Below are 23,103 nucleotides of genomic sequence, written 5' to 3'. Positions count from 1 at the left end.
ATGATCGTCTTGCTGCCGGGTCCCTGGTAGCCGCCGCCGATGCCGTTGACCTCGGTCCGTCCGGCGGCCCCCAGGCCGGGTAACGGGCGGGCGGGCGGCGGCGCCCGGCGGACAGGCGGAAGCATCCGGGCGGACATGCGGCGGGCCTCGGCCGCGCATCCTCCGCGCGGGCTGCGGGCGTGCGGCGGCCCACGGGGCCGGGCATCCGGCGAACGCGCGTCGGCCCGCCGCCCGGCGCCCGCCGGACGGGCGGCGGCCGGCCCACGCGCGAACCCGGCCCCCTGCCCGCGCCGGGCCTCCAGCGGGTGTCCGGATGCCCGCCCCGCCGGGCATCCGGCGGGCATCCCGCACGTGTGCCGCAGGCATCCCGCACGTGTGCCGCAGGCATCCGGCGCGTGGGCGGCGGGCGTTCGGCGCGTGTGCGGCGGGCGTTCGGTGGGCGTGCGGCGGGGGGTGGGGGTGTGGTACCCGCTACCGTTGACAGGATGAGCCCCGAGACGACCGCCCCGCGGTCCCTGGCGGAGGCGCTCCGGGCGCGGGACGACGCCTCGCTGTCCGCCCTGCTGCGTTCCCGTCCCGACCTGATCACGCCCGTTCCCACGGATCTCACCCAGCTCGCCACCCGGGCGGGCACCCGGGCCTCGGTGGTGCGTGCCCTGGAGCGGCTGGACCGGTTCGCGCTCCAGACGGCGGAGGCGCTGGCCGTGGCCTCCGAGCCGGCCACCCGCGACGAACTGCTCGGGCTGCTGGCGGGCGACGACGCGGACCCGGCGGTGACGGCGGCCTTCCCGCGCGCGCTCGGGACCCTGCGCGAGCAGGCCCTCGTCTGGGGGGCCGACGACCGGCTGCGGCTGGTGCGTACCGCCCGCGAGCTGCTCGCCCCCTCGCCCCAGCACCCCTCCCCCACCGGGCTCGGACCCACGGTCGCGGAGGCCACGACGGGCATGTCACCGGGCCGTATCCAGGAGATCGTGGCCGCGGCGGGGCTCGCGACGACGCACGACTCGGTGTCGGCGGTGGCGTCCCTGAGCGCTCTGTTCGGGGACCGGGCGCGGATGTCGGCGCTGCTCGACGAGGCGCCCGCCGAGGCGGTGGAGGTGCTGTCGCGGCTGGTGTGGGGGCCGCCGTACGGGCAGGTGACGGCGGAACCGGCGGCGCATCTGCGCTGGCTGATCGACCGTGGGCTGCTGCTGCCGACGGCGCCCGGCACGGTCGTCCTGCCCCGGGAGGTCGCCCTGCATCTGCGGGCGGGCCGCGCGCACCGGGTGACGGAGCCGGTGGCGCCCTCGGTGGAGGCGGCGACGAGCCACCGTCCACAGGTTGTGGACGCCGCCGCGGCCGGCCAGGCGTACACCACGCTGGCGACGGTCGAGGAGCTGCTGAAGGACTGGCACGAGGGCGGTCCCGCCGTGCTGCGCGCGGGCGGTCTGAGCGTGCGGGACCTGAAGCGGACGGCGGTGGCGCTCGACGTGTCCGAGCCGGTCGCCGCGTTCTGGGTGGAACTCGCCTACGCGGCGGGCCTGCTGGCCTCCGACGGCGAGGCCGACGAGCGGTACGCGGCGACGCCGGCCTACGACGAGTGGCTGGAGCTGCCCGCCGCCGAGCGCTGGGCGCGGCTCGCCTCCGCGTGGCTGGCGGCGACCCGGACGGCGGGGCTGGTCGGCGGACGGGACGCGAAGGACCGTACGCTCTCGGCGCTCGGCCCCGGCCTGGACCGCTCGGCCGCGCCCGAGGTCCGCCGCCGCGTCCTCACGCTGCTCGGCACGCTGCCCGAGGGCTCCTCGGCCACCCCGGAATCGCTGCTGGCCCGGCTGTACTGGGAGCGTCCGCCGCGCGGCGCCGGGCCCGCGCCGGACGATCTGCGGACCCGGCTGGCCCGCTGGACCCTGTCGGAGGCGGAGCTGCTCGGGGTGACCGGCCGGGGCGCGCTGTCCGCGCAGGGGCGGGCGCTGCTGGGCCTGCCCCCGTCGGCCGCCGCGGCGGAGGGGCCGGAGCCGTCGGGGCCGGGCGCCAAGCTGCCCGCGCACAAGCGTCGCCACACCTCGGAGGAGCGGAGCACGGCCGGCGCGGGCCCCCTCTCCCCCGCCGAGCGGGCCGCGGCGGCCGAGCGGGCGGCCCGGCTGGTGGCGCCGCTGCTGCCCGAGCCGCTCGACCACGTGCTGCTCCAGGCGGACCTGACGGCGGTCGCGCCCGGCCCGCTCCAGCGCCCGCTGGCCGACACCCTCGGGGTGCTCGCGGACGTCGAGTCCAAGGGCGGCGCGACGGTCTACCGGTTCACCCCGGGCTCCGTACGCCGTGCCCTGGACGCCGGCCGTTCGGCGTCCGACCTGCACGCCTTCCTCGCCGCGCACTCCCGTACGCCGGTCCCGCAGCCGCTCGCCTACCTGATCGACGACGTGGCCCGCCGGCACGGGCATCTGCGGGTCGGGGCGGCCTCGGCGTACGTCCGCTGCGACGACGACGCGCTGCTCAACGAGATCCTCGCGGACAAGCGGTCGCAGGGCTTCCGGCTGCGCCGGCTCGCGCCGACGGTGCTGGCCGCGCAGGCCGACCCGGCGGCGCTGCTGGAGGGCCTGCGCTCGATGGGCTTCGCGCCCGCCGCCGAGTCCGCGGAGGGCGACGTCCTGATCACCCGGGCGCACGCCCACCGCACACCGCCGCGCGCCGCCCCGGAGCCCGTCCCGGACGGCCCGCCGGTGCCCGACGCGACGCTCCTCGGCGCGGCGGTCCGCGCGATCCGGGCCGGGGACCTCGCCTCGACCGCCCCCCGCAAGACGGACCCGGCGACCGACCGCCCCGGCGGCACCGAACTGCCCCGCACCAGCTCCGCCGAGACCCTCGCCACCATGCAGGCCGCCGTCCTGACCGGCGAGTCCCTGTGGATCGGCTACGTGAACGCCGAGGGCTCCGCCACCCAGCGCGTGATCGCCCCGATCCGCGTGGAGGGCGGCTTCGTCACGGCCTACGACCACACCTCCGACGAGGTCCGCACCTACCCCCTGCACCGGGTGACGGGCGTGGCGGAACTGGACGACCAGCCCTGACGGCGCGGCCCGCTGCCAGGCCCGTCCGGCGGGCCAGGCGGGATCATCCGCCGGTAAGGCACACTGGACGTTTGGCCGCGTGCCCGTGGTGGGTGCTGCCGCGTAGAGAGGGACGGGTGTGAACGGACCGCTTATCGTCCAGTCCGACAAGACGCTTCTGCTCGAAGTCGATCACGAGCTGGCCGACGCCTGCCGTCGCGTGATCGCCCCCTTCGCCGAGCTGGAGCGCGCTCCCGAGCACATCCACACCTACCGCGTCACCCCGCTCGGCCTGTGGAACGCTCGGGCCGCCGGGCACGACGCCGAGCAGGTCGTGGACGCGCTCGTCGAGTTCAGCCGGTATCCGGTCCCGCACGCCCTGCTCGTGGACATCGCCGAGACGATGGACCGCTACGGTCGGCTCACCCTCAGCAAGCACCCCGCGCACGGCCTGGTCCTGACCACCACCGACCGGCCGGTCCTCGAAGAGGTGCTGCGCTCCAAGCGGGTCGCGCCGCTGGTCGGCCGGCGGATCGACGCCGACACCGTCGCCGTGCACCCCTCCGAGCGCGGGCAGATCAAGCAGACCCTGCTGAAGCTCGGCTGGCCGGCCGAGGACCTCGCCGGGTACGTGGACGGCGAGGCCCACGCCATCGACCTCGCGGAGGACGGCTGGGCGCTGCGCCCGTACCAGAAGCAGGCCGTGGAGAACTTCTGGCACGGCGGTTCCGGCGTGGTCGTGCTGCCCTGTGGCGCGGGCAAGACGCTGGTCGGCGCGGGCGCGATGGCGCAGGCCAAGGCGACCACGCTCATCCTGGTCACCAACACCGTCTCGGCCCGCCAGTGGAAGCACGAGCTGGTGAAGCGGACCTCGCTGACCGAGGACGAGATCGGCGAGTACAGCGGTACGCGCAAGGAGATCCGCCCGGTCACCATCGCCACGTACCAGGTGCTGACGACCCGGCGGAAGGGCGTCTACCCGCACCTCGAACTGTTCGACTCCCGCGACTGGGGGCTCATCGTCTACGACGAGGTCCACCTGCTGCCCGCCCCCGTCTTCAAGTTCACCGCCGACCTCCAGGCCCGCCGCCGGCTCGGGCTGACCGCGACCCTCGTCCGGGAGGACGGCCGCGAGTCGGACGTCTTCTCCCTCATCGGCCCGAAGCGGTTCGACGCGCCCTGGAAGGAGATCGAGGCGCAGGGCTACATCGCGCCCGCCGACTGTGTCGAGGTCCGGGTGAACCTCACGGACTCGGAGCGGATCGCGTACGCGACGGCCGAGACGGAGGAGAAGTACCGCTTCTGCGCCACCACCGCGACCAAGCGGAAGGTGACGGAGGCGCTGGTCCGGAAGTTCGCGGGCCAGCAGATCCTGGTGATCGGCCAGTACATCGACCAGCTCGACGAGCTGGGGGAGTACCTGGACGCGCCGGTCATCAAGGGCGAGACCAGCAACGCGCAGCGGGAGAAGCTGTTCGACGCGTTCCGGCAGGGCGAGATCAGCGTGCTGGTGGTGTCCAAGGTGGCGAACTTCTCCATCGACCTGCCGGAGGCCACGGTCGCCATCCAGGTCTCGGGCACCTTCGGCTCCCGCCAGGAGGAGGCCCAGCGGCTCGGCCGGGTGCTGCGGCCGAAGGCCGACGGTCACCAGGCCCACTTCTACTCGGTGGTCGCCCGGGACACCATCGACCAGGACTTCGCGGCACACCGCCAGCGCTTCCTGGCCGAGCAGGGGTACGCGTACCGGATCATGGACGCCGACGACCTGCTGACCGCCGGCGACAGCGGGAACTGACCGGGGTCCACTGACCGGGGTCCGCCGGGCCTCCAAGGGCTCCGGGCCGCCGGAGGCTTCGTGAACTGGCCGCGGGCTTCGGGGGCTGACCGGGGCCGGTGAGGCGTCAGCGGCGGCGGACGCCGGCCTCCTCGCCGTACTCGCCGAGCACGACGACGTCGAACGCGGCCTCCGCGAAGACCCTCACGGCGCGCAGGGCGTCGCCGACCCGGTGCCGGCGGTGGGCGGAGGTGACGGCCGTCGCCCCGCGGGCGGCGGCGCCCGGACGGGCAGGGCCTGGACCTGGGGTGAAAGTGGCTGCACTCATACGTCCATGGTGCGACCCCCCTCCCCGAACGGCGTCGGTCTTCCGACCGAACCTCGCCCTCCCCCGCGTCCACCCCCGGTCCCGCCGCCCTACCCCTCCCGGCGGACCCGGCCCCCTAGGGGACGACCACCCGCGCCCCGGCGACGGCACCCCCGGCCCCCGGCCGTGAGCGGCGGCTCGGGCGAGCTGCCGCGAGCGGCGGCTCGGGCCCCCGGCCTTGAGCGGCGGCTCGGGAGAGCTGCCGTGAGCGGTGGCTCGGGCGGCATCAGGGGACTTGGGAGGGGCGACACCCTGCCTAGCCGCAGGGGCGGGAACCCGACGGGCTGCTGATGGGGGTCACCGCGCGGACCAGGCAGTATGCCGTCCGGATCATTGTTCCGGGGCCGCGCGAAGCGCCCCGCACCGCCGGGAAGACACCGGCACCGACAAGGAGTGAGAACGCCCACCGCGGCCCGCACACCGGACCCGTGAGGGTGCCGGCGCCGACGCGGCCGGACCCCGGCCCGGTCCGACGCGACCGCCACGGCAGCCGGCCCCGACAGCCGGGGCCGGTCCCGCTGAGCACGTCAGGTGACCTTTCATGCACAACCCCGCTTCCCCGCCCTCCGCCGCGGCCGCGCCTGCCGCCGCCCCCGCCGCCGACCCCGGCGGTTTCCGGGCGTCGCCCAGACAGGTCCGGCTGATGCCGCTCATCGCGCTGATCTTCTTCAGCGTCTCCGGCGGCGCCTACGGCATCGAGAGCCTCTTCTCCTCGTCCGGGCCGGGCATGGGACTGCTGCTGATCCTCGTCGCGCCGCTCGTCTACGGGCTGCCGCACTCGCTCGTGGTGGCGGAACTGGGCACCGCGATACCGGTGGAAGGCGGCTTCTACCACTGGGTCAAGCGCGGCCTCGGCAACTTCTGGGGCTTCCAGTCGGCCCTGCTGACCTGGCTCTGCTCCTTCGTCGACATGGCCCTCTTCCCGCTGCTGTTCGCCAACTACCTCCAGTCGATGGTCTCGGCGGTCGCCCCCGGCAAGCACGTGCTGTTCGCGCTGGGCGGCCTGGAAATCGACCTCAACTGGCTGATCTGCGTTGGCGTCATCGTCGTCTTCACCCTGGTGAACCTGATGGGCGCCGGCTGGGTCGGCGAGTCCTCGCTGGTCTTCGGGGTGGTGTGCCTCACGCCGATGCTCGTGCTCACGGTGATCGGCCTGTGGAAGCTGGTCAGCGACCCGTCGAACCCGGTCACCTCGCTCACCCTCGGCCACCAGCAGTCCACCGCCTCCGCGTTCGGCGCGGGCCTGTTCATCGTGATGTGGAACTACTGCGGCTGGGACCAGGTGTCCACGGTCGCGGGCGAGATGGAGAACCCCCGACGTGACCTGCCCAAGGCGCTGTTCGCGTCGATCGCCCTGATCGTCGTCGCCTATCTGCTGCCCTGTCTGGCCGCGCTCACGGTCGGCCGGGACGGCGAGGCGGGCTGGGCGAACTGGGGCGACGGCTCGTTCGCCGAGGTCGGCAAGGTGCTCGGCGGTCCCTGGCTACAGGCGGCGGTGACGATCGGCGGCATGTTCAGCGCGGTCGCCATGTTCTCCGCGCTGCTCGCCTCCAACAGCCGGCTCCCGCTGGTCCTGTCCCGCGACGGCTATCTGCCCGCCCGGCTGACCCACGAGTCCAGGCGTTTCAAGGCGCCGATCGCGTCCATCGTCGGCTCCTCCGCGATCTACGCCGTCTTCTGCCTCTCCAGCTTCGGCGACCTCGTCGTGGTGGACGTCTTCCTCACCAACGTGGTCATCCTGCTGGAGGTCGCCGCGCTGGTCGCCCTGCGGGTCCGCGAACCGGGTCTGGCCCGCCCGTACCGGGTCCCCGGCGGGTGGACCGCCATCGCCGCGATCGTGCTGAGCCTCACCGCCGTCTGCGTCTTCGCCGCGTGGGCCCAGTACCGCGACTCCGGCACCCGGTCGGTGGTGTACGGGCTCACGACGGTGGCGTTCAGTTTCGTGCTGTATCTCCCGCTGGAGCGGTGGCGGCGGGCCCGGGTCCGCCGGGGCACCCTGCCGGACCTGGGCGCGGACAGCCCCGCCTACCTGGCCTGGCTGGCCCGCGCGACGGAACGCGGCCCCGGCACGGACGAGCCCCCGCTCACGGAGGACTCGCTCCCGGAACCCCTCGCGACAACGGGGGCCGCCCGCTAGCGGGAGCCCGCCTTCAGCGCCCGCCGGCGGGAGCACACCTCCACGGGGCGGCGAACGCGGAGAGAACGGGAAGAGGGCCGCCCCGAGGGGGCCACCGGAAACCACGGGCACCGACCACCCCGGCACCCCCGGGAACCCGGGAACCGGGAACCCGGCAACCCGGGGAGCCGGGGAGCCGGGGAGCCGGGGAGCCGGGGAGCCGGGGAGCCGGGGAGCCGGGGTCCCCTGGGCGACGTGGAGCCAGGACCCCCTGGGCCCCGTGGAGCCAGGACCCCGGCACCCCCCAGGACCCCCTGCCCGGCGGAAAACCCATTGGCCCCCGCATCCATCCCTCGCCTACAATCTCCGCTCTTGCCCGCCTCCCTTCGCGGAGTGCCGCCGTCCGGCCGGAAACCGGACGGCATCCGGAACCACCGGAACCCCATCCGGAAGCGCCGGAATCACTTGAGTCACGCGCACCACTCCCGCAGCGGCCCCCGGAGGCAATCCCCGTGTCCACCCTGTCCGAATCCGGCGATCCCCTCTCCCGCGAACGTGCCCACCTCAGCCTGTCCCGAGCCGCGCTCCGCGCGATGCGCGAGGACGCGGAGAACCTCGACATCCGCGACGTCACCGCGAACTGGGTGAACGCCGAGGTGCTGCACCGCCAGATCGGGGAGCGCATCAAGGCCCTCGCCGACCTCAGCCACACCCCGCTCTTCTTCGGCCGCCTCGACTATCTGCACGCGCCGGGCGCCGACCGGGCGGAGGGCGCGGAGGGCGAGCGGTTCTACATCGGGCGCCGGCATGTGCACGACGCCGAGGGCGACCCGATGGTCATCGACTGGCGCGCGCCGGTCTCGCAGCCGTTCTACCGGGCCTCGAAGAAGGACCCGATGGACGTCGGGCTGCGCCGCCGCTTCGGTTACACCGGCGGCGACCTCACCGCGTACGAGGACGAGCACCTGTCCGACCCGGCGGAGGCGGCGGCCACCAGCAAGCTGCTCCAGCAGGAGATCGAGCGCCCGCGCGTCGGCCCGATGCGCGACATCGTGGCGACCATCCAGCCCGAGCAGGACGAGATCGTACGGTCGGGTCTGTCCGGCTCGGTCTGTGTGCAGGGCGGCCCCGGCACCGGGAAGACGGCCGTCGGCCTGCACCGGGTCGCGTATCTGCTGTACGCGCACCGGGACCGCCTGGCCCGCACCGGCACGCTGGTGATCGGGCCGAACAAGTCCTTCCTGCACTACATCGAGCAGGTGCTGCCCGCGCTCGGCGAGCTGGAGGTGCGGCAGGCGACGGTCGACGACCTGGTGGCCCATGTCGAGGTACGCGGCGACGACGACGCGCCGGCCGCGGTGATCAAGGGCGACGCGCGGATGGCGGAGGTGCTGCGCCGGGCGGTCCGCTCGCACGTGACGCTGCCGACGGAGCCGGTGGTGGTCGTCCGCGGCTCCCGGCGCTGGCGGGTCGCGGCCTACGAACTGGAGGAGATCGTCAGGGAGTTGCTGGACCGGGACATCCGGTACGGCGCCGCCCACGAAGCCCTTCCGCAGCGGATCGCGCACGCCGTGCTGGTCCAGATGGAGCGCTCCGGTGAGGCGCCGGACGACCGGGTGCAGGACGCGGTCGCCCGGAACCCGGCGGTGAAGGCGGCCGTCAAGGCGGTCTGGCCGCAGGTCGATCCGGCCAAGCTGGTGCTGCGGCTGCTGACCGACGCGGACTTCCTGGCCGCGCACGCGGAGGGGCTGCTCGACGCGGCCGAGCAGAAGCAGATCCTCTGGGCGAAGCCGGTGCGCGGCGTGAAGTCGGCGAAGTGGTCGGCGGCGGACGCCGTGCTGATCGACGAGGCCACGGATCTGGTACGGCGCACGCACTCGCTGGGGCACGTGGTGCTGGACGAGGCGCAGGACCTCTCCCCGATGCAGTACCGCGCGGTGGGCCGGCGCTGCACGACGGGTTCGGTGACCGTGCTCGGCGACCTGGCGCAGGGGACGACCCCGTGGGCGACCCGGAGCTGGGCGGAGGCGCTGGGGCATCTGGGCAAGCCGGACGCGGTGGTGGAGGAGCTGACGGCCGGTTTCCGCGTGCCGACGGACGTCATCACGTACGCGTCCCGGCTGCTCCCGCACATCGCGCCCGGTCTCACGCCGGTGGCGTCGGTGCGGGAGAACCCGGGCCTGTTCGAGGTCCGGGCGACCACCGGGGACGACGAGGTGATCGACGCGGTGGAGGAGCTGCTCGGCCGCGAGGGTTCGGTCGGCCTGATCGCCGCGGACACCCGTGTCCCGGCACTCGCCGGGGCCCTCGCGGCGGCCGGCCACTCCTGCCTGGCCCCCGGTGAGGAGACGACGGCCGAGACCCGCCTCACCCTCGTCCCGGCCTCGCTCGCCAAGGGCCTGGAGTACGACTACGTGGTCCTGGACGAGCCCCAGTCGGTGGTCACGGCGGAACCGGACGACCGCACCGGCCTGCGCCGCCTCTACGTCGCCCTGACCCGGGCGGTGTCGGGCCTGATCGTGACCCACAAGACCCCGCTGCCTCCGGAGCTGCGGTCTTAGCCCATCCGGCGTTCGCGGAGCGGGGGGCCGGGAGGGGCGGGGGGCCGGGAGGGGGGGTCCGGGAGGGGCGGGGGGTCCGGGACGGGCGGCGCCCCCGGGTACGGGACGGGCAGGGGCGGAGGGGACGAACACCCCGACGCCCACCCGGGCTACGCGTGCAACGCCGCCCGCGCGTCGACGGCGGCCCGCCACTCCCGTACGGCGACGGCGGAAACGGGCCCGCTCCACCCGAGGGGCCGGGCGGCCCCACCGATGTGGAAGGCGTCGACGCCCGCGGCACGAAGGTGCGGGACATGATCGAGGCGGAGCCCTCCGCCGACCATGATCCGCTGCTCGTACCCGGGTTCACCGGCCCGCCCGGCCTCGGCGACCAGAACGGAAAGCCCGTCATCGACCCCGGCGGGGGACCCGGCGGTCAGATACGCGTCGAGCCCCGGCAGCCCGGCGAGCCGCCGGCGCAGCGCGTCCCGGTCGGCGGCCCGGTCCACCGCCCGGTGGAACGTCCACCGGCAGCCGTCGAGTTCGGCCACGATCCGCTCGACGGCACCGAGATCGGGCCCGCCGTCGGCGTCGAGGAAACCGAGCACGAACTCGTCGGCCCCGGCGTCCCGCAGCTCCCCCGCCGCCCGCACGAGGGCGTCGACGCCCTCCGCGCCCCCGGCGCCGAAACCGTCCGACAGCCGCAGCATCACCCGCAGCGAGATGTCGACGGACGCGCGGATTCCGGCGAAGGTCCGCACCGAGGGTGTCAGCCCGTCGGCGGCCATGTCGGTGACCAGCTCAAGCCGGTCCGCTCCGCCGTCCTGAGCGGCGACCGCGTCCTCCACGCCGAGGGCGATCACCTCCAGGAGTGCGCTCTTCCGCTCGCTCATCGGACCTCTTCCTTGGGCGGCTACAGGTCTAGTCCAATCCCAAGAGTACGCGCGCGGGCGCGGGGGCGCGAGAAGGTCCCGCCGCCCCGAGGGTTTTCCCTTGGGCCCTCACCCGAACAGATTCAGCTCCCTCTCCTCGGCTCCGACCAGCTCGTACCCGCCCGCGTCCGGAACCGGGCGCCCCGCGTAGAGCCGGACGAGCGTGGCCGCGTCCCCGATGTAGCGGGCCGGGGGCCGGTCGCCGGGGATGCCGCCGAGGCGCAGCGGGTCGTCCAGGTGGTCGAGGTCGGCGTGCAGGGGCAGGTGGTCGCGCTCGCGGCTGACCCGGGCGAGGAGGGTGAGGGCGTGCGGAAGTCCGGGCCCCTCGTAGGCGCCGGGTTCACCAAGGGCCTCGCGTACGTCCCCGGCGTGCACCCACTCGCCGAGGGCGGCCCCGTCGAGGGCGCCGTCGGAGCGGGCGATCGCGGCGCCCGCCTCGGTCATGCCGTGCTCCAGCTCGTCCAGGACCCGGGCGGTGGGCCAGTCGGCGCGCTCGGCGATGTCGCGGTCGTTGGCCTCGGGGCCGAACACCCCCGGTTCGAAACGGCTCGCGACGACCCGGTCCAGTACGGCCGCGCAGTGCGCCAGCACCTCCCGTACCGTCCATGCCGGGCACCCGGCGGTCGGCAGCGCGAAGTCCGCCTCGGGCCGCGCCCGCAGCAGCGGGATCAGCGTGTCGCGCTCGGTCCGCAGCAGCAGGCCGGGCAGTTCCGGGTCCCGTACGTCGTGTGCGTCTCCAGGAATCATGGGTCCACCGTAGGAAGGGACGGGGCGCGAGGCGAGGAGAATGGCGGTATGCCAGCACAGAACAGCGGCCGGACGCCCGCCGAGAGCACCGCCCGGCCGGGCACCGCGCACGGCACCGCACCGGACACCGCGCACGGCACCACGCCGACCGGCACGCACGGCACCGCGACGAACACCGCGCGGGGCGCCGGGCATCCGGCCCACGCGGACCTGATCAGGCGCTGGACGGAGACCGTACGGGCGGCCCGTGACGAAGCCGGGGCGAAGGCGACCGGCCCCGTGTCGGGCCTGGCACCGGACGCGGCACCGCACCCCGCCGCGCACCCGGCACCGGACGCGACCCCGGACCCGGCGCCGAGCCCGGCCCCAGCCCCGGGCCCCGCTCCGACCCCCGTCCCGGACCCCACCCCCTACGCCGAGAACCTCCTGGCCCGCTGGGCCGAGCCGCAGCGCCGCTACCACACCACCGGCCACCTCCTCGCGGTCCTCGACCGCCTCGACGAGCTGGAGGAGCACGGGGAGCGGCCCGCCGACCCGGCGGCGGTGCGGCTCGCGGCCTGGTTCCACGACGCGGTGTATCTGCCGGACCGTTCGGAGAACGAGGAGCGCTCGGCGCGGCTGGCCGAGCGCGCCCTGACCGAGCTGGGCGTCGGCGCGGAGCGCACCGCCGAGGTGGCCCGGCTGGTCCGGCTGACCGTCACGCACGACCCCGCCGAGGGGGACGGCGACGGCGCCGTGCTGTGCGACGCCGACCTGGCGGTCCTGGCGTCACCGCCGGCCGCGTACGCCGCCTACGCGGCGGCGGTCCGCGAGGAGTACGGCTTCGTCCCCGACGACGCCTTCCGCGCCGGCCGCGCCGCCGTACTGCGCCAACTCCTGGATCTGCCCGGCCTGTTCAGGACCTCGTACGGCCGACGGGAGTGGACGGCCCCCGCCCACCGCAACATCAGCGCCGAACTCGCCGAACTGACCGCGCCGGCCGAACCCACCGACCCGCCCGGCTAGTCGAACCGCCCGAACCGCCTGAACCGCCCGAACCGGCGGCACCGGCCGCACCGGCCGCACCCGGGAACCCGGAAACCCGGCAGAGCCCCCCCCAGCCCCCAGCCCCCCACCCACTTACCCCCAACCCCCGCCCCCTCTCCCCCCGTCCGCCATCCAAGACACCCGGCAAACGGTTCGACGCCGGGCGCCGCACCCCGTACGAAGGAGGCATGCCTCCGAGCCGCGGCCCCCTGAAGCCGGACCCACCCGACACCGACACCGAAACCGGCGCCACCCCCGCCCCCGCCTCCGCCCGCCCCCGCATGCCCCTGTCCGTCTACATCCTCGCCCTGTCCGTGTTCGCCCTCGGGACCAGCGAGTTCATGCTGTCCGGGCTGTTGCCGCCGGTCGCGGAGGACCTTGGGGTGACGATCCCGCAGGCCGGTCTGCTGATCTCGGCGTTCGCGATCGGCATGGTCGTCGGGGCGCCGTTGCTCGCGGTGGCCACCCTGCGGCTGCCGCGCCGGACCACGCTGGTCGCGCTGATCTCCGTGTTCGGGCTCGGCCAGGTCGCCGGGGCCCTCGCGCCCACGTACGCCGTGCTGTTCGCCTCGCGCGTGGTCAGCGCGCTGGCCTGCGCCGGTTTCTGGGCGGTCGGGGCGGCCGTGGCCGTCGCGATGGTGCCGGAGACCTCGCGGGCACGGGCGCTGGCCGTGATGATCGGCGGGCTGTCGGTCGCGAACGTGCTCGGGGTGCCCGCCGGGGCGTTCCTCGGCGAGGGGCTGGGCTGGCGTGCCGCGTTCTGGGCGGTCGGCGCGGCGTCGGCGGTGGCGCTGACCGGCATCGTGACCCTGGTCCCGGCCATCCCCCGGCCGGCCGAACGGCCGCGCCTGGGGCGGGAGATGGGGATCTACCGGGACCGGCAGGTCTGGCTGTCCATCGGGACGATCGCGCTCGCGGCGGCCGGCGTGTTCTGCGCGTTCAGCTATCTCGCGCCGCTGCTCACCGATGTGGCGGGCCTCGATGACGGCTGGGTGCCGACCGTGCTGGCGCTGTTCGGAGCCGGCGCGATCATCGGGACGGCGCTGGGCGGCCGGTTCGCCGACGCGCACCTGTTCGGGGTGCTGATCGCCGGGATGGCGGCGGACACCGTGGTGCTCGTCGCGTTCGCGCTGCTCGGGCGGTACGCGGTCGCGGCGGTGCTGCTGTCGTTCCTGCTCGGTGTGGCCTGCTTCTGCACCGCCCCGGCGCTGAACGCGCGGATGTTCAACGTGGCCGCCGCCGCCCCGACCCTGGCGGGCGCCACCACCACGGCCGCGTTCAACCTGGGCAACACGGCGGGGCCCTGGCTGGGCGGCGCCGTCATCGACGCGGGGTTCGGCTACCGGGCGACCGCCTGGGCGGGCGCGGCGCTGACGACCTCGGCCATCGCCCTGGCCGTCGTCTCGCTGCGGCTGCACCGGAGCGCACGGGCACCGCGCGGGCCACGGGCGCCGCGCGGGCCACGGGGACAGCGCGGACAGCGCGGACCGCGCGGACCGCGCGGACAGCGGGTCACCGGAAGGGGGCACACGGAGGCTAATCCCGTGTGTTCGAAGGCGTGATCCGTCCTATCCTCGGCCGCATGGAAGACACGGGTGGGGACCAGGTGGAGGCAGCCGTCCGGGACTGCGCCGCGCTGCTGCGGCCGGCGGCCGGGCTGGACTGGAGTGTCCGGGCGGGCGTCCTGGACTGGGACTGCCGGCGGACCGCCGAGCACATCGCGAGTGATCTCATCGCGTACGCCGGGCAGTTGGCGGGGCGGGCGACCACAGCGTACGTGCCGTTCGACATCAGCGTGGACGACGGTACGGACAACGCCGGGGTCGTCGACGTGATCGAGACGACCGGCGCGCTGCTCGCGGCGGCGGTGCGGACGGCTCCGCGCGAGGTGCGGGCCTTCCACCCGTACCCGTTCCGCAGCGCGAACCGGGAGGGGTTCGCGGCGATGGGCGTCGCGGAGGTCCTGGTGCACGCGCACGACATCGCCGAGGGCCTGGGCCTCGCCTACCGGGCCCCGGCCGAGCTGTGCACGTGGGTGCTGTCGCGGATCTTCCCCCATGTGCGGCCCGAGCCGGGCGCCCCCTGGAACATGCTGCTGTGGGCCACCGGCCGCGCCGACCTGCCCGGCCGTACGCGGCTCACCGAGTGGCGCTGGCGCAACAACCTGGTGATCGACGCCGGGCGGCTCACGCTCCAGGGTGTCACCCCGGCCGCCGCCGCCGACCTCGGCGCGGGCGGCACGGGCGGCTTCGCGTGGGTCGAGGGCGGCCCCTTCGAGGGCACCCGGGAGGCGGCGGGCATGGTGGTGAAGGCCTACGAGGCGGGGACGCACCGGCCGGAGTGGGGCATGTTCGCGCTCGTGCGCCGGGAGGACGGGCGGGCCGTCGGCGGGATGGGGTTCCACGGGGTGCCCGACGAGGAGGGCCGCGCCGAGGTGGGTTACGACCTGGCGGAGACGGCCCGTGGCCACGGGTACGCGACCGAGGCGCTGAACGCCCTCTCCGCGTACGCGCTCGCCCGCGACGACGTGAAGCTGCTGTTCGCCGCCATCGAGCAGGACAACGCCCCCTCCCAGCGCGTGATCGCCCGCGCCGGTTTCACCCGCGTGAGCGAGGAGGACGAGCGAGCGGCCTACGGACTCCACGACCTGGAACCGTCGTTGCGCCTCTACACCCGGGAGTCCTGAACGCCCCCCGCGCACCGCGCCCCGCAGCTCACCCGCCTCCGCCCGGCCCGGTACGGTCCGGTGTCGTGCGCTTGCGGCGGCGCAGGCCCGCTCCGTGCAGCAGGCGTACCACCTCGCGGCTGCTCACCTCGACCGCGCCGGCGGCGACCGCGGCGGGGTAGCGGTGGGAGGGGATGTCGTAGTGGTCGCGTTCGAAGGCGCGGCGGGGGGCGCCCAACGCCTCGGCGAAGGCGTGGAGTTCGGCGTAGGAGACGTCGCTGATCAGGTGGGACCAGACCCGGCCGTGGCCGGGCCAGGTGGGCGGGTCGATGTAGACGGTCACGCGGGCGGGGCCCCGAAGCCGGTGGCCGAGCCGAGGGAGCCGACCGGGGAGACCTTCACGCCGGCCTGGTGGCACACCCAGTGCGGGTCGGGGCCGAGTTCGGGCTCGACCTCCAGCGCGTGCGGGTCGCCGCTGCCGCAGACCGGGCACAGCGGCCAGCGCCCGTGCCGTTCGAGCAGCGCGTCCTGGACGTCCTGGGCGACCAGTCCGGCGACGAATCCGGCACCCTCCGGCCACTGCTCGACCCACCAGCGGCGCTGCGTGACCGACTCCTCGACGAGGGAGACGACGTCCGCCTCGGCGACCTGGCCGGCGACCAGGTCGGCGAGCACACGGGCACGGGCCGCGTGCAGGGCCTGCTCCAGGGGGCTGAGGGGGCTGCCGGTGGGGTCCATGTCCCCCATTGTGCGCACCCTTGACCGTATGCCCCAAAGGAAAATATCTTTCATCGCGTGACCCAAGACGTGAAGGAAATTTTCGCGGGTGCGGCGCCGCCCGCCCCCGCCGCCCTCGCGGCCAAGGTGCGGACGCTGGCCCCCTCGATGACGCGCTCCATGCAGCGGGTCGCCGAGGCCGTCGCCGGGGACCCGGCCGGCTGCGCGGCCCTCACGGTCACCGGCCTGGCCGAACTCACCGGCACCAGCGAGGCGACGGTCGTCCGCACCGCCCGCCTGCTCGGCTACCCGGGCTACCGGGACCTGCGCCTCGCGCTCGCCGGCCTCGCCGCCCAGCAGCAGTCGGGCCGCGCCCCGGCCGTCACCGCGGACATAGCCGTGGACGACCCGATCGCGGACGTCGTCGCCAAGCTCGCCTACGACGAGCAGCAGACCCTCGCCGACACGGCCGCCTCGCTGGACACCGGGCAGCTCGGCGCGGCCGTCGCCGCGATCGCCGCCGCCCGTCGTATCGACATCTACGGCGTCGGCGCCTCCGGGCTGGTCGCCCAGGACCTCTTCCAGAAGCTGCTGCGGATCGGGCTGACCGCCCACGCGCACAGCGACCCGCACCTCGCGGTGACGGGCGCGGTGCAGCTTCGCGCGAGGGACGTGGCGATAGCGATCACGCACTCCGGCTCGACCGGCGACGTCATCGAGCCGCTGCGGGTCGCCTTCGAGCGGGGGGCGACGACGGTGGCGATCACCGGCCGCCCCGGCGGCCCGGTCACGCAGTACGCCGACCACATCCTCACCACGTCCACCGCCCGCGAGAGCGAGCTGCGCCCGGCGGCCATGTCGTCGCGCACCAGCCAGCTCCTGGTGGTGGACTGCCTGTTCGTGGGGGTCGCCCAGCGCACCTACGAGACGGCGGCGCCCGCGCTGTCCGCCTCCTACGAGGCGCTGGCGCACCGCCATACCCCGCGCGGCGGACGCTAGCCGCCCCGCGGGGGGACCGAGAACCGGGGGACTTGATTCAGCAGGGGGACCGCGGTCCGTGGGGCGGCCTGACGCCACCCGTGTGACGGTGCCGTGCCTCGCCCCGGCCGCGCCCCTTGTCCGGGGCGCGGTACGACACCTCACCGGAAAGAGCCGCACCCGTCATGACCTCGCTGCCCAACTATGGCGATCTTCGAGCAGAGTTGGAGACGCTGACCACCGAGGCGTTCCGCCCCGAACTGTCCGAGATCGACCGGCTGCCCACCCTGGAGATCGCCCGGCTGATGAACGGGGAGGACGCGACGGTGCCGACGGCCGTCGCCGCGCAGCTCCCGCGCATCGCCGCCGCGATCGACGGCATCGCCGAGCGCATGGCCCGCGGCGGGCGCCTCGTCTACGCCGGCGCCGGCACCGCGGGCCGCCTCGGCGTGCTCGACGCCTCCGAGTGCCCGCCCACCTTCAACACCGACCCCGCCCAGGTCGTCGGCGTCATCGCGGGCGGCCCCACCGCCCTGTCCACCTCGATCGAGGGCGCCGAGGACTCCAAGGAGCTGGCCGCAGCCGACCTGGACGCGCTCGCGCTGACCGCCGACGACACCGTGGTCGGCGTCTCCGCCTCCGGCCGCACCCCCTACGCGGTCGGCGCGGTCGAGCACGCCCGCTCGCTCGGCGCCCTGACGGTGGGCCTGTCCTGCAACGCGCACAGCCCGCTCGCCGCCGCCGCCGACCACGGCATCGAGGTGGTGGTCGGCCCCGAACTGCTCACCGGCTCCACCCGCCTGAAGTCCGGCACCGCCCAGAAACTCGTGCTGAACATGCTGTCGACGATCACGATGATCCGGCTCGGCAAGACGTACGGGAACCTGATGGTGGACGTGCGGGCCTCGAACGAGAAGCTGCGGGCCCGCTCCCGGCGGATCGTGGCGCTCGCGACCGGCGCCTCGGACGAGGAGATCGAGCGGGCGCTCGCCGCCACCGACGGCGAGGTGAAGAACGCGATCCTGACGATCCTCGGCGGAGTGGACGGCCCGACGGCGGGCCGCCTTCTGGAGGAGAGCCAGGGCCATCTGCGTGCCGCGCTGGCCAACGCCTCGGGCTGACCAGCACGCTCGGGGAGTGCGCACACCGGACTCCACCACAGCCGCCGCGATCCTCCCCCTGGTGGGCGGCCCCGCGAACGTCCTCACCGTCGCCCACTGCATGACCCGGCTCCGGCTGGGCCTGCGGGACCGGGCCCTGGCCGACGAGGACGCCCTGCGGGCGCTGCCCGCCGTCCTCGGCGTCGTCGCCGACGACACCGGCTGCCAGATCGTGCTGGGTCCCGGCACGGTCGCCCGGGTGACCCCGGAGTTCGAGGCGCTGCTGGCCCCCGCCGCGCTCACCCCGCCCACCGCCGAACGGCTGGCGCTGCGCGGCGCCGAGCTGAAGGCCGACCGGGCCCGCCGCAACGCGACCCCGGTCAAACTGCTGCTGCGCCGGATCGCGGACATCTTCGTCCCACTGATCCCGGCGCTGATCGGCTGCGGGGTGATCGCGGGCCTGAACGGCCTGCTGGTCAACCTCGGCGTGCTGGCGGGCCTCACCCCCGCCCTCGCCGCGATCGCCGGCGGCTTCATGGCCCTGATCGCGGTGTTCGTCGGCTACAACACCGCCAAGGAGTTCGGCGGCACCCCGGTCCTCGGCGGCGCGGTCGCGGCGATCGTCGTCTACGCGGGCGTCGCCAAGGTGACCGTCTTCGGCGTAACGCTCGCCCCCGGCCAGGGCGGCGTCCTCGGCGCGCTCGCCGCCGCCGCGCTCGGCACGTACGTGGAGAAGTGGTGCCGCCGCTGGGTGCCGCCGACTTTGGACGTCCTTGTCACCCCCACCCTGACCGTGCTGCTGACCGGCCTGGTGACGCTGTACGCGCTCATGTACGCGGCCGGGGAGCTGTCCTCCGCCATCGGTACGGCCGCGAACTGGCTGCTCACCACCACCGGCGCGTTCGCCGGACTCGTCCTCGGCGCGCTGTTCCTGCCGCTGGTGATGCTCGGCCTGCACCAGGCGCTCATCCCCATCCACACCACCCTCATCGAACAGCAGGGCTACACCGTCCTGCTGCCCGTCCTCGCCATGGCGGGCGCGGGCCAGGTCGGCGCCGCCCTCGCCGTCTACGTGCGGCTGCGCCACGACGTCTCGCTGCGTACGACGATCCGCTCGGCGCTCCCGGCCGGGCTCCTCGGCGTCGGCGAACCCCTCATCTACGGCGTCTCGCTCCCCCTCGGCCGTCCCTTCCTCACCGCCTGCGCGGGCGGCGCGGCGGGCGGCGCCTTCATCGGCTTCTTCTCGATGCTGGGCGACCAGGTCGGCTCGACCGCCATCGGTCCCTCCGGCTGGGCCCTGTTCCCGCTGCTGTCCGGCAACCGGGGCCTCGGCCTCACCGCCGCGGTCTACGCGGGCGGCCTGCTCACCGGGTACGCGGTCGGCTTCGCGGCCACCTACTTCTTCGGCCTGGACCGCCGCACCCGCCTCGCCGTCCCCGAACCGGCCGCCGGCTGACCGCGCTGTCGGTGGCGCGTGCGACGCTGGGGGCATGAACCACGCTCAGCTCACCGCCCTCGGCCGGGCCCTGCGGGTGCTCGGCGAGCATGGCGACGCCCTGACCGCCGACACCCCCGACGCCCGGCTGCACGAGGTCAAGGCGGACCTGAAGCGGGCCCTGGACCTGCTGGAGGAGACGGTCACGACGGCGGCGCCGACCACCCGCTGCGCCGAGCATCCGAACGGGCCGGTGGACGAGAGCGCCCCCGACCGCTGCCTGCTCTGCGAGACCCGCCGCCGCGCCGCCCGCCGCACCGAGGTCCACGACGCGTACACCCGCGGCCGGACGCCCGCCCCGGACGAGCTGCCCGACCGCTCGATGTCCCGGTACGGGGTGCGCGGCGACCGGCCCCAGCCGCAGCAGCGGTGGCTCCCCGAGGTGTGGACGGGCCAGGAGTGGCACCTGTGCGGCACCCCGCGCCGCGACCGGCACGAGGCCGAGCGCTATCTCGCCGCCGAGCGCCGCACACCCCGGCCCGGGATGGCCTACCGGCTCGTGCACGAGTTCACCGACTACGAGGTGCTCCGCATCTGGGGCACGCCGGTGAAGGTCGACATCGAGCCGATGGGCAACCTGTAGGACCCGCCGCCACTGCGGCTTTCCCACGGCTCTACGGCAGCCGGGCCTCCGCGTTGAGCCGCCGCACCCGGGCGCGTAACACGTCCCCGGGGGTCGGCTCGCCCAGGGCCTCCGGCGGACAGTCCCACTCGCGGCCACCGCCCGGCGGACGCAGTTGGACCCGGCCGCCCTCCCGGCCCATGATCTGGCCGAGCCGCCCGTCGCGGACGTCGATCGCGTACTCCTCCCTCACGCGCCCTCGCCCTCGCCCCGGGCGGCGGCGCACTCCCGCAGCACCGCGGTGAGCTTCTGCGCCGTGCCGACGTTGCAGCGGCCGAGCGCGACCAGGGCGAAGGGCTCGTCGCTCGCCCCGGTCACCGGGTCGACCCGCAGCGACGGCAGCACCACGCCGACGCCGGTCAGCGCCGCCTTCAGCTCCGCGACGATCTCCTCCGTCGGCCGCACCCGTGTACCCGGCGTCATCTTCATCGGACCCATCCCTCCACGCTGAGTGTTCGCTTTCACCACCCAGCGTGGCCGTCAGGGCTCTAACCTGGCCAGAGACGGCGTCTCAACAACCGTGCCTGTGTGACAGGGAGTTGCCATGCCCGGCCCGAAGGACCTCGACCCCTCCTCCTCACCCCGCGCGATGATCGGAGCGGAGTTGCGGCACGCCCGCGAGAAGGCGGGGCTCTCCCAGACCGAGCTGGGCGAGCCCCTTTTCGTGAGCGGTTCGTTCATCGGCCAGCTGGAGGCCGGGACGCGCAGGCTGCACCTCGAATACGCGGTCCAGATAGACCAGATCCTCAAAACGGACGGGTTCTTCGAGCGCAACTGCCGGGCGCTGGCCAGGTCCAAGTACCCGGACCACTTCGCGGAGGCGGCGGAGGCGGAGGCGATCGCATCGGGGATCAGGGAGTACTCAACGCTCCTGATTCCGGGGCTGTTGCAGACCGAGCAATACGCCGAGGCGGTCTTCCGCGCGTACGCGCCTACAGCGCCCGACACCGAGATCGCCTCGCTGGTGGCCGCTCGACTGGAGCGAGCACGTCTGATTGACGATCCAACAACTCCGCTGTTGTGGACGGTTCTGGACGAGGCTGTCCTCCGGCGCAGGGTGGGTGGGGGCCTGGTGATGGCGAAGGCTCTCCAACACCTGGCAGCCCTGGCACGGGTGCACCGGATCATCGTGCAAGTACTGCCGTTCAGGGCCGGGGCTCACGCGTCGATGCACGGCTCCCTGAAACTCATGGAGTTCGAGGACGCGCCGCCGCTGTCCTTCGTGGATGGGCCGAACATGGGCAAGCTGCTGGACGACCCGGCAACTGTCGCCCGCCATGCCCTCACGTTCAACCTCCTCCAGGCTTCGGCGCTTTCCCTCCAGGATTCGCTGGCTCTGATCGAATCCGTGGCGGAGGATTACGAGCATGGAGAACAACGCCCACGAGCATGATCTGAACGCCGCAGCTTGGTACAAGTCCAGCTACAGCGGCGGCGACGGCGGCAACTGCCTGGAGGTCGCTCGCTGGCGCAAGTCGACCTACAGCGCCGGTGATGGCGGCGACTGCCTGGAAGTTGCCGACGGCGACCCCACCCTCGTCCCCGTGCGGGACTCCAAGAAGCTCGGCCCCGTTATCGCCTTCGGCGCCTCCGCGTGGGCCGCGTTCGTCGGGCACGTCGGCGGCGACAGCTGACCGGCGCGGGACGACATCGAGGGGCGGGCCCGCGTCATGCGGGCACCGCCCCTCGCCGCACGCCCGGTCAGCTCAGCGTACGCAGCGCCGCCGCGTCATACGGCTTCAGCTCGTCGAAGCGGCCCGCCAGGACCTTCGCGGCCCACTCCGGGTCCTGGAGCAGTGCGCGGCCGATCGCGACGAGGTCGAACTCGTCGCGCTCCAGCCGGTCGAGGAGGTCGTCGATACCCCGCACCGACGAGCCCTCGCCCTGGAACGCCTTGAGGAACTCCCCGTCGAGGCCCACCGAGCCGACGCTGATGGCGGGCTTGCCGGTGATCTTCTTGGTCCAGCCCGCGAGGTTGAGGTCGGAACCGTCGAACTCGGGGACCCAGTAGCGGCGCGTGGAGGCGTGGAAGGCGTCCACCCCGGCGGCGGCGAGCGGCGCGAGGATCGCCTCCAGCTCCTCCGGCGTCTCGGCGAGACGGGCGTCGTAGGCCTGCTGCTTCCACTGGGAGTAGCGGAAGAGGACGGGGAACTCGGGCGAGACGGCCGCGCGGACGGCGGCGACGATCTCGGCGGAGAACTTGGTGCGGGCGACCGCGTCACCGCCGTAGGCGTCGGTGCGGCGGTTGGTGCCGGCCCAGAGGAACTGGTCGAGCAGATAACCGTGCGCGCCGTGCAGTTCGACACCGTCGAAGCCGATGCGCTCGGCCTCGGCGGCGGCCTTGGCGAACGCCTCGATGACGTCGTCGAGGTCCTGCTGGGTCATGGCCTTGCCGGTGACCTCGGCGCCCTCGGAGGCGATGCCGGAGGGGCCGACGGCCGGGGCGTCCGCGAAGGGCGGCTCACCGGCCTTGCGGACCATGCCGACGTGCCAGAGCTGCGGGACGATCGTGCCGCCGGCCGCGTGCACGGCCTCGGCGACCTTGGCCCAGCCGGCGAGCTGGTCCTCGCCGTGGAAGCGCGGCACGCGGTCGCTCTGCCCCGCCGAGTCGTGGCCGACGTAGGTGCCCTCGGTGACGATGAGGCCGACGCCCGCGGCGGCGCGCCGCGCGTAGTACCCGACGACGTCCTCGCCCGGTACGCCGCCCGGCGAGAACTGCCGGGTCATCGGGGCCATCGCGATCCGGTTCGGGACGGTCAGACCGTTCAGGGACACGGGACGGGCGAGGATGTCGGCGGCGCGGGACGCGGCGTCTGCGGTCATGTGGGGGCTCCTCGGGAAGCTGGTCGGTAGGGCGGTCGGGGAAGCGCTCGGCGGCCGGATTCCATGCGGTATGTGCACATGCATCGACTGCCCGGAAGCGTCAACCGGTGGGCGCGGCACCGCATTCCCGACGCGCGGGGACCGTCCGCTGTGATCCGGGCCACGCCCGGCGGGGCGG

At 74.4% G+C, this 23,103-nt stretch carries 21 protein-coding genes; 13 read left to right on the top strand and 8 right to left on the bottom strand.

Annotated elements, in window-relative coordinates; translation table 11 throughout:
• The first annotated feature begins 485 nt into the window (after positions 1-485).
• Both AB0912_RS10740 and AB0912_RS10735 read left to right on the top strand, forming a co-directional pair.
• Entirely contained in the window at positions 486-3,044 is a 2,559-nt protein-coding gene (locus AB0912_RS10740; RefSeq protein WP_366697890.1) for a helicase C-terminal domain-containing protein, read from the top strand.
• 118 nt (positions 3,045-3,162) lie between these two features.
• Positions 3,163-4,818 (top strand): DNA repair helicase XPB, encoded by a 1,656-nt coding sequence (locus tag AB0912_RS10735; RefSeq protein WP_366697888.1) that lies wholly within the window; start codon positions 3,163-3,165, stop codon positions 4,816-4,818.
• A gap of 106 nt (positions 4,819-4,924) precedes the next feature.
• Here AB0912_RS10735 and AB0912_RS10730 read toward each other — a convergent pair whose 3' ends face one another.
• Positions 4,925-5,125 carry a hypothetical protein gene (locus tag AB0912_RS10730; RefSeq protein WP_366697886.1) on the bottom strand — a complete coding sequence of 67 codons (201 nt, stop codon included), beginning with the start codon at positions 5,123-5,125 and terminating at the stop codon, positions 4,925-4,927.
• Positions 5,126-5,705: 580 nt separating this feature from the next.
• On the opposite strand from AB0912_RS10730, the gene AB0912_RS10725 reads away from it, so the two are divergent.
• Positions 5,706-7,301: an APC family permease gene (locus AB0912_RS10725; protein ID WP_366697884.1), complete on the top strand. Its 1,596-nt coding sequence runs from the start codon at positions 5,706-5,708 to the stop codon at positions 7,299-7,301.
• A gap of 572 nt (positions 7,302-7,873) precedes the next feature.
• Entirely contained in the window at positions 7,874-9,841 is a 1,968-nt protein-coding gene (locus tag AB0912_RS10720; protein ID WP_366697918.1) for an ATP-binding domain-containing protein, read from the top strand.
• A 149-nt stretch (positions 9,842-9,990) separates the two neighbouring features.
• On the opposite strand, the gene AB0912_RS10715 is transcribed toward AB0912_RS10720, so the two are convergent.
• Both AB0912_RS10715 and AB0912_RS10710 read right to left on the bottom strand, forming a co-directional pair.
• Positions 9,991-10,713, bottom strand: coding sequence for a copper homeostasis protein CutC (locus AB0912_RS10715; RefSeq protein WP_366697882.1), 723 nt, complete (start codon positions 10,711-10,713; stop codon positions 9,991-9,993).
• A 108-nt stretch (positions 10,714-10,821) separates the two neighbouring features.
• Positions 10,822-11,499, bottom strand: coding sequence for a maleylpyruvate isomerase family mycothiol-dependent enzyme (locus AB0912_RS10710; protein WP_366697880.1), 678 nt, complete (start codon positions 11,497-11,499; stop codon positions 10,822-10,824).
• A 288-nt stretch (positions 11,500-11,787) separates the two neighbouring features.
• On the opposite strand from AB0912_RS10710, the gene AB0912_RS10705 reads away from it, so the two are divergent.
• The 3 genes from AB0912_RS10705 to AB0912_RS10695 all read left to right on the top strand — a co-directional run bounded on the left by AB0912_RS10705 (position 11,788) and on the right by AB0912_RS10695 (position 15,211).
• Positions 11,788-12,504, top strand: coding sequence for a hypothetical protein (locus tag AB0912_RS10705; protein ID WP_366697916.1), 717 nt, complete (start codon positions 11,788-11,790; stop codon positions 12,502-12,504).
• Between the two features lie 302 nt (positions 12,505-12,806).
• Positions 12,807-14,087, top strand: coding sequence for a Cmx/CmrA family chloramphenicol efflux MFS transporter (locus tag AB0912_RS10700; RefSeq protein WP_366697914.1), 1,281 nt, complete (start codon positions 12,807-12,809; stop codon positions 14,085-14,087).
• A gap of 20 nt (positions 14,088-14,107) precedes the next feature.
• Positions 14,108-15,211, top strand: a complete 1,104-nt coding sequence (locus tag AB0912_RS10695; RefSeq protein WP_366697878.1) for a GNAT family N-acetyltransferase — start codon at positions 14,108-14,110, stop codon at positions 15,209-15,211.
• A gap of 28 nt (positions 15,212-15,239) precedes the next feature.
• On the opposite strand, the gene AB0912_RS10690 is transcribed toward AB0912_RS10695, so the two are convergent.
• Both AB0912_RS10690 and AB0912_RS10685 read right to left on the bottom strand, forming a co-directional pair.
• Positions 15,240-15,533: a DUF4031 domain-containing protein gene (locus tag AB0912_RS10690; RefSeq protein ID WP_366697876.1), complete on the bottom strand. Its 294-nt coding sequence runs from the start codon at positions 15,531-15,533 to the stop codon at positions 15,240-15,242.
• Positions 15,530-15,928 (bottom strand): hypothetical protein, encoded by a 399-nt coding sequence (locus AB0912_RS10685; protein ID WP_366697874.1) that lies wholly within the window; start codon positions 15,926-15,928, stop codon positions 15,530-15,532. Before AB0912_RS10685 ends, AB0912_RS10690 begins: the two co-directional genes overlap by 4 nt.
• Before the next feature lie 57 nt (positions 15,929-15,985).
• Here AB0912_RS10685 and AB0912_RS10680 point away from each other — a divergent pair, with 57 nt between their 5' ends.
• The 4 genes from AB0912_RS10680 (at position 15,986) to AB0912_RS10665 (ending at position 20,063) form a co-directional block, all read left to right on the top strand.
• Positions 15,986-16,906 (top strand): MurR/RpiR family transcriptional regulator, encoded by a 921-nt coding sequence (locus AB0912_RS10680; RefSeq protein ID WP_366697872.1) that lies wholly within the window; start codon positions 15,986-15,988, stop codon positions 16,904-16,906.
• Between the two features lie 164 nt (positions 16,907-17,070).
• Entirely contained in the window at positions 17,071-18,006 is a 936-nt protein-coding gene (gene murQ / locus AB0912_RS10675) for an N-acetylmuramic acid 6-phosphate etherase (RefSeq protein ID WP_366697870.1), read from the top strand.
• Positions 18,007-18,022: 16 nt separating this feature from the next.
• Complete coding sequence (locus AB0912_RS10670; protein WP_366697867.1) at positions 18,023-19,441, top strand: PTS transporter subunit EIIC; 1,419 nt, start codon at positions 18,023-18,025, stop codon at positions 19,439-19,441.
• Between the two features lie 34 nt (positions 19,442-19,475).
• On the top strand, positions 19,476-20,063 hold the full coding sequence (locus AB0912_RS10665; RefSeq protein WP_366697865.1) for a hypothetical protein: 588 nt from the start codon (positions 19,476-19,478) through the stop codon (positions 20,061-20,063).
• Positions 20,064-20,094: 31 nt separating this feature from the next.
• On the opposite strand, the gene AB0912_RS10660 is transcribed toward AB0912_RS10665, so the two are convergent.
• Entirely contained in the window at positions 20,095-20,295 is a 201-nt protein-coding gene (locus AB0912_RS10660) for a hypothetical protein (RefSeq protein ID WP_366697921.1), read from the bottom strand.
• Positions 20,292-20,531 carry a hypothetical protein gene (locus AB0912_RS10655; protein ID WP_366697863.1) on the bottom strand — a complete coding sequence of 80 codons (240 nt, stop codon included), beginning with the start codon at positions 20,529-20,531 and terminating at the stop codon, positions 20,292-20,294. The genes AB0912_RS10660 and AB0912_RS10655 overlap by 4 nt, the downstream gene beginning before the upstream one ends.
• A 115-nt stretch (positions 20,532-20,646) precedes the next feature.
• Between AB0912_RS10655 and AB0912_RS10650 the strand changes: the two genes are divergently transcribed.
• Positions 20,647-21,495, top strand: a complete 849-nt coding sequence (locus tag AB0912_RS10650; RefSeq protein WP_366697861.1) for a helix-turn-helix transcriptional regulator — start codon at positions 20,647-20,649, stop codon at positions 21,493-21,495.
• Positions 21,470-21,736, top strand: a complete 267-nt coding sequence (locus AB0912_RS10645; protein WP_366697859.1) for a DUF397 domain-containing protein — start codon at positions 21,470-21,472, stop codon at positions 21,734-21,736. The genes AB0912_RS10650 and AB0912_RS10645 overlap by 26 nt, the downstream gene beginning before the upstream one ends.
• Before the next feature lie 67 nt (positions 21,737-21,803).
• On the opposite strand, the gene AB0912_RS10640 is transcribed toward AB0912_RS10645, so the two are convergent.
• Entirely contained in the window at positions 21,804-22,925 is a 1,122-nt protein-coding gene (locus AB0912_RS10640) for an NADH:flavin oxidoreductase (RefSeq protein WP_366697857.1), read from the bottom strand.
• Positions 22,926-23,103 lie beyond the last annotated feature (178 nt).

The organism is Streptomyces sp. NPDC007084, assembly GCF_040703595.1.
Classification (GTDB): domain Bacteria; phylum Actinomycetota; class Actinomycetes; order Streptomycetales; family Streptomycetaceae; genus Streptomyces.
The sequence above is the reverse complement of the archived record's forward strand: the minus strand, read 5'-3'. Positions and strand labels throughout refer to the sequence as shown.

What these genes read in the sequence shown, in the direction of transcription:
- AB0912_RS10740 (WP_366697890.1), top strand. Translation starts at nt 486, where the DNA reads ATGAGCCCCGAGACGACCGCCCCGCGGTCCCTGGCGGAGGCGCTCCGG.
- AB0912_RS10730 (WP_366697886.1), bottom strand. Translation starts at nt 5,125, where the DNA reads ATGAGTGCAGCCACTTTCACCCCAGGTCCAGGCCCTGCCCGTCCGGGC.
- AB0912_RS10725 (WP_366697884.1), top strand. Translation starts at nt 5,706, where the DNA reads ATGCACAACCCCGCTTCCCCGCCCTCCGCCGCGGCCGCGCCTGCCGCC.
- AB0912_RS10720 (WP_366697918.1), top strand. Translation starts at nt 7,874, where the DNA reads ATGCGCGAGGACGCGGAGAACCTCGACATCCGCGACGTCACCGCGAAC.
- AB0912_RS10715 (WP_366697882.1), bottom strand. Translation starts at nt 10,713, where the DNA reads ATGAGCGAGCGGAAGAGCGCACTCCTGGAGGTGATCGCCCTCGGCGTG.
- AB0912_RS10710 (WP_366697880.1), bottom strand. Translation starts at nt 11,499, where the DNA reads ATGATTCCTGGAGACGCACACGACGTACGGGACCCGGAACTGCCCGGC.
- AB0912_RS10700 (WP_366697914.1), top strand. Translation starts at nt 12,807, where the DNA reads ATGCCCCTGTCCGTCTACATCCTCGCCCTGTCCGTGTTCGCCCTCGGG.
- AB0912_RS10695 (WP_366697878.1), top strand. Translation starts at nt 14,108, where the DNA reads ATGGAAGACACGGGTGGGGACCAGGTGGAGGCAGCCGTCCGGGACTGC.
- AB0912_RS10685 (WP_366697874.1), bottom strand. Translation starts at nt 15,928, where the DNA reads ATGGACCCCACCGGCAGCCCCCTCAGCCCCCTGGAGCAGGCCCTGCAC.
- murQ (WP_366697870.1), top strand. Translation starts at nt 17,071, where the DNA reads ATGACCTCGCTGCCCAACTATGGCGATCTTCGAGCAGAGTTGGAGACG.
- AB0912_RS10665 (WP_366697865.1), top strand. Translation starts at nt 19,476, where the DNA reads ATGAACCACGCTCAGCTCACCGCCCTCGGCCGGGCCCTGCGGGTGCTC.
- AB0912_RS10655 (WP_366697863.1), bottom strand. Translation starts at nt 20,531, where the DNA reads ATGAAGATGACGCCGGGTACACGGGTGCGGCCGACGGAGGAGATCGTC.
- AB0912_RS10650 (WP_366697861.1), top strand. Translation starts at nt 20,647, where the DNA reads ATGCCCGGCCCGAAGGACCTCGACCCCTCCTCCTCACCCCGCGCGATG.
- AB0912_RS10645 (WP_366697859.1), top strand. Translation starts at nt 21,470, where the DNA reads ATGGAGAACAACGCCCACGAGCATGATCTGAACGCCGCAGCTTGGTAC.
- AB0912_RS10640 (WP_366697857.1), bottom strand. Translation starts at nt 22,925, where the DNA reads ATGACCGCAGACGCCGCGTCCCGCGCCGCCGACATCCTCGCCCGTCCC.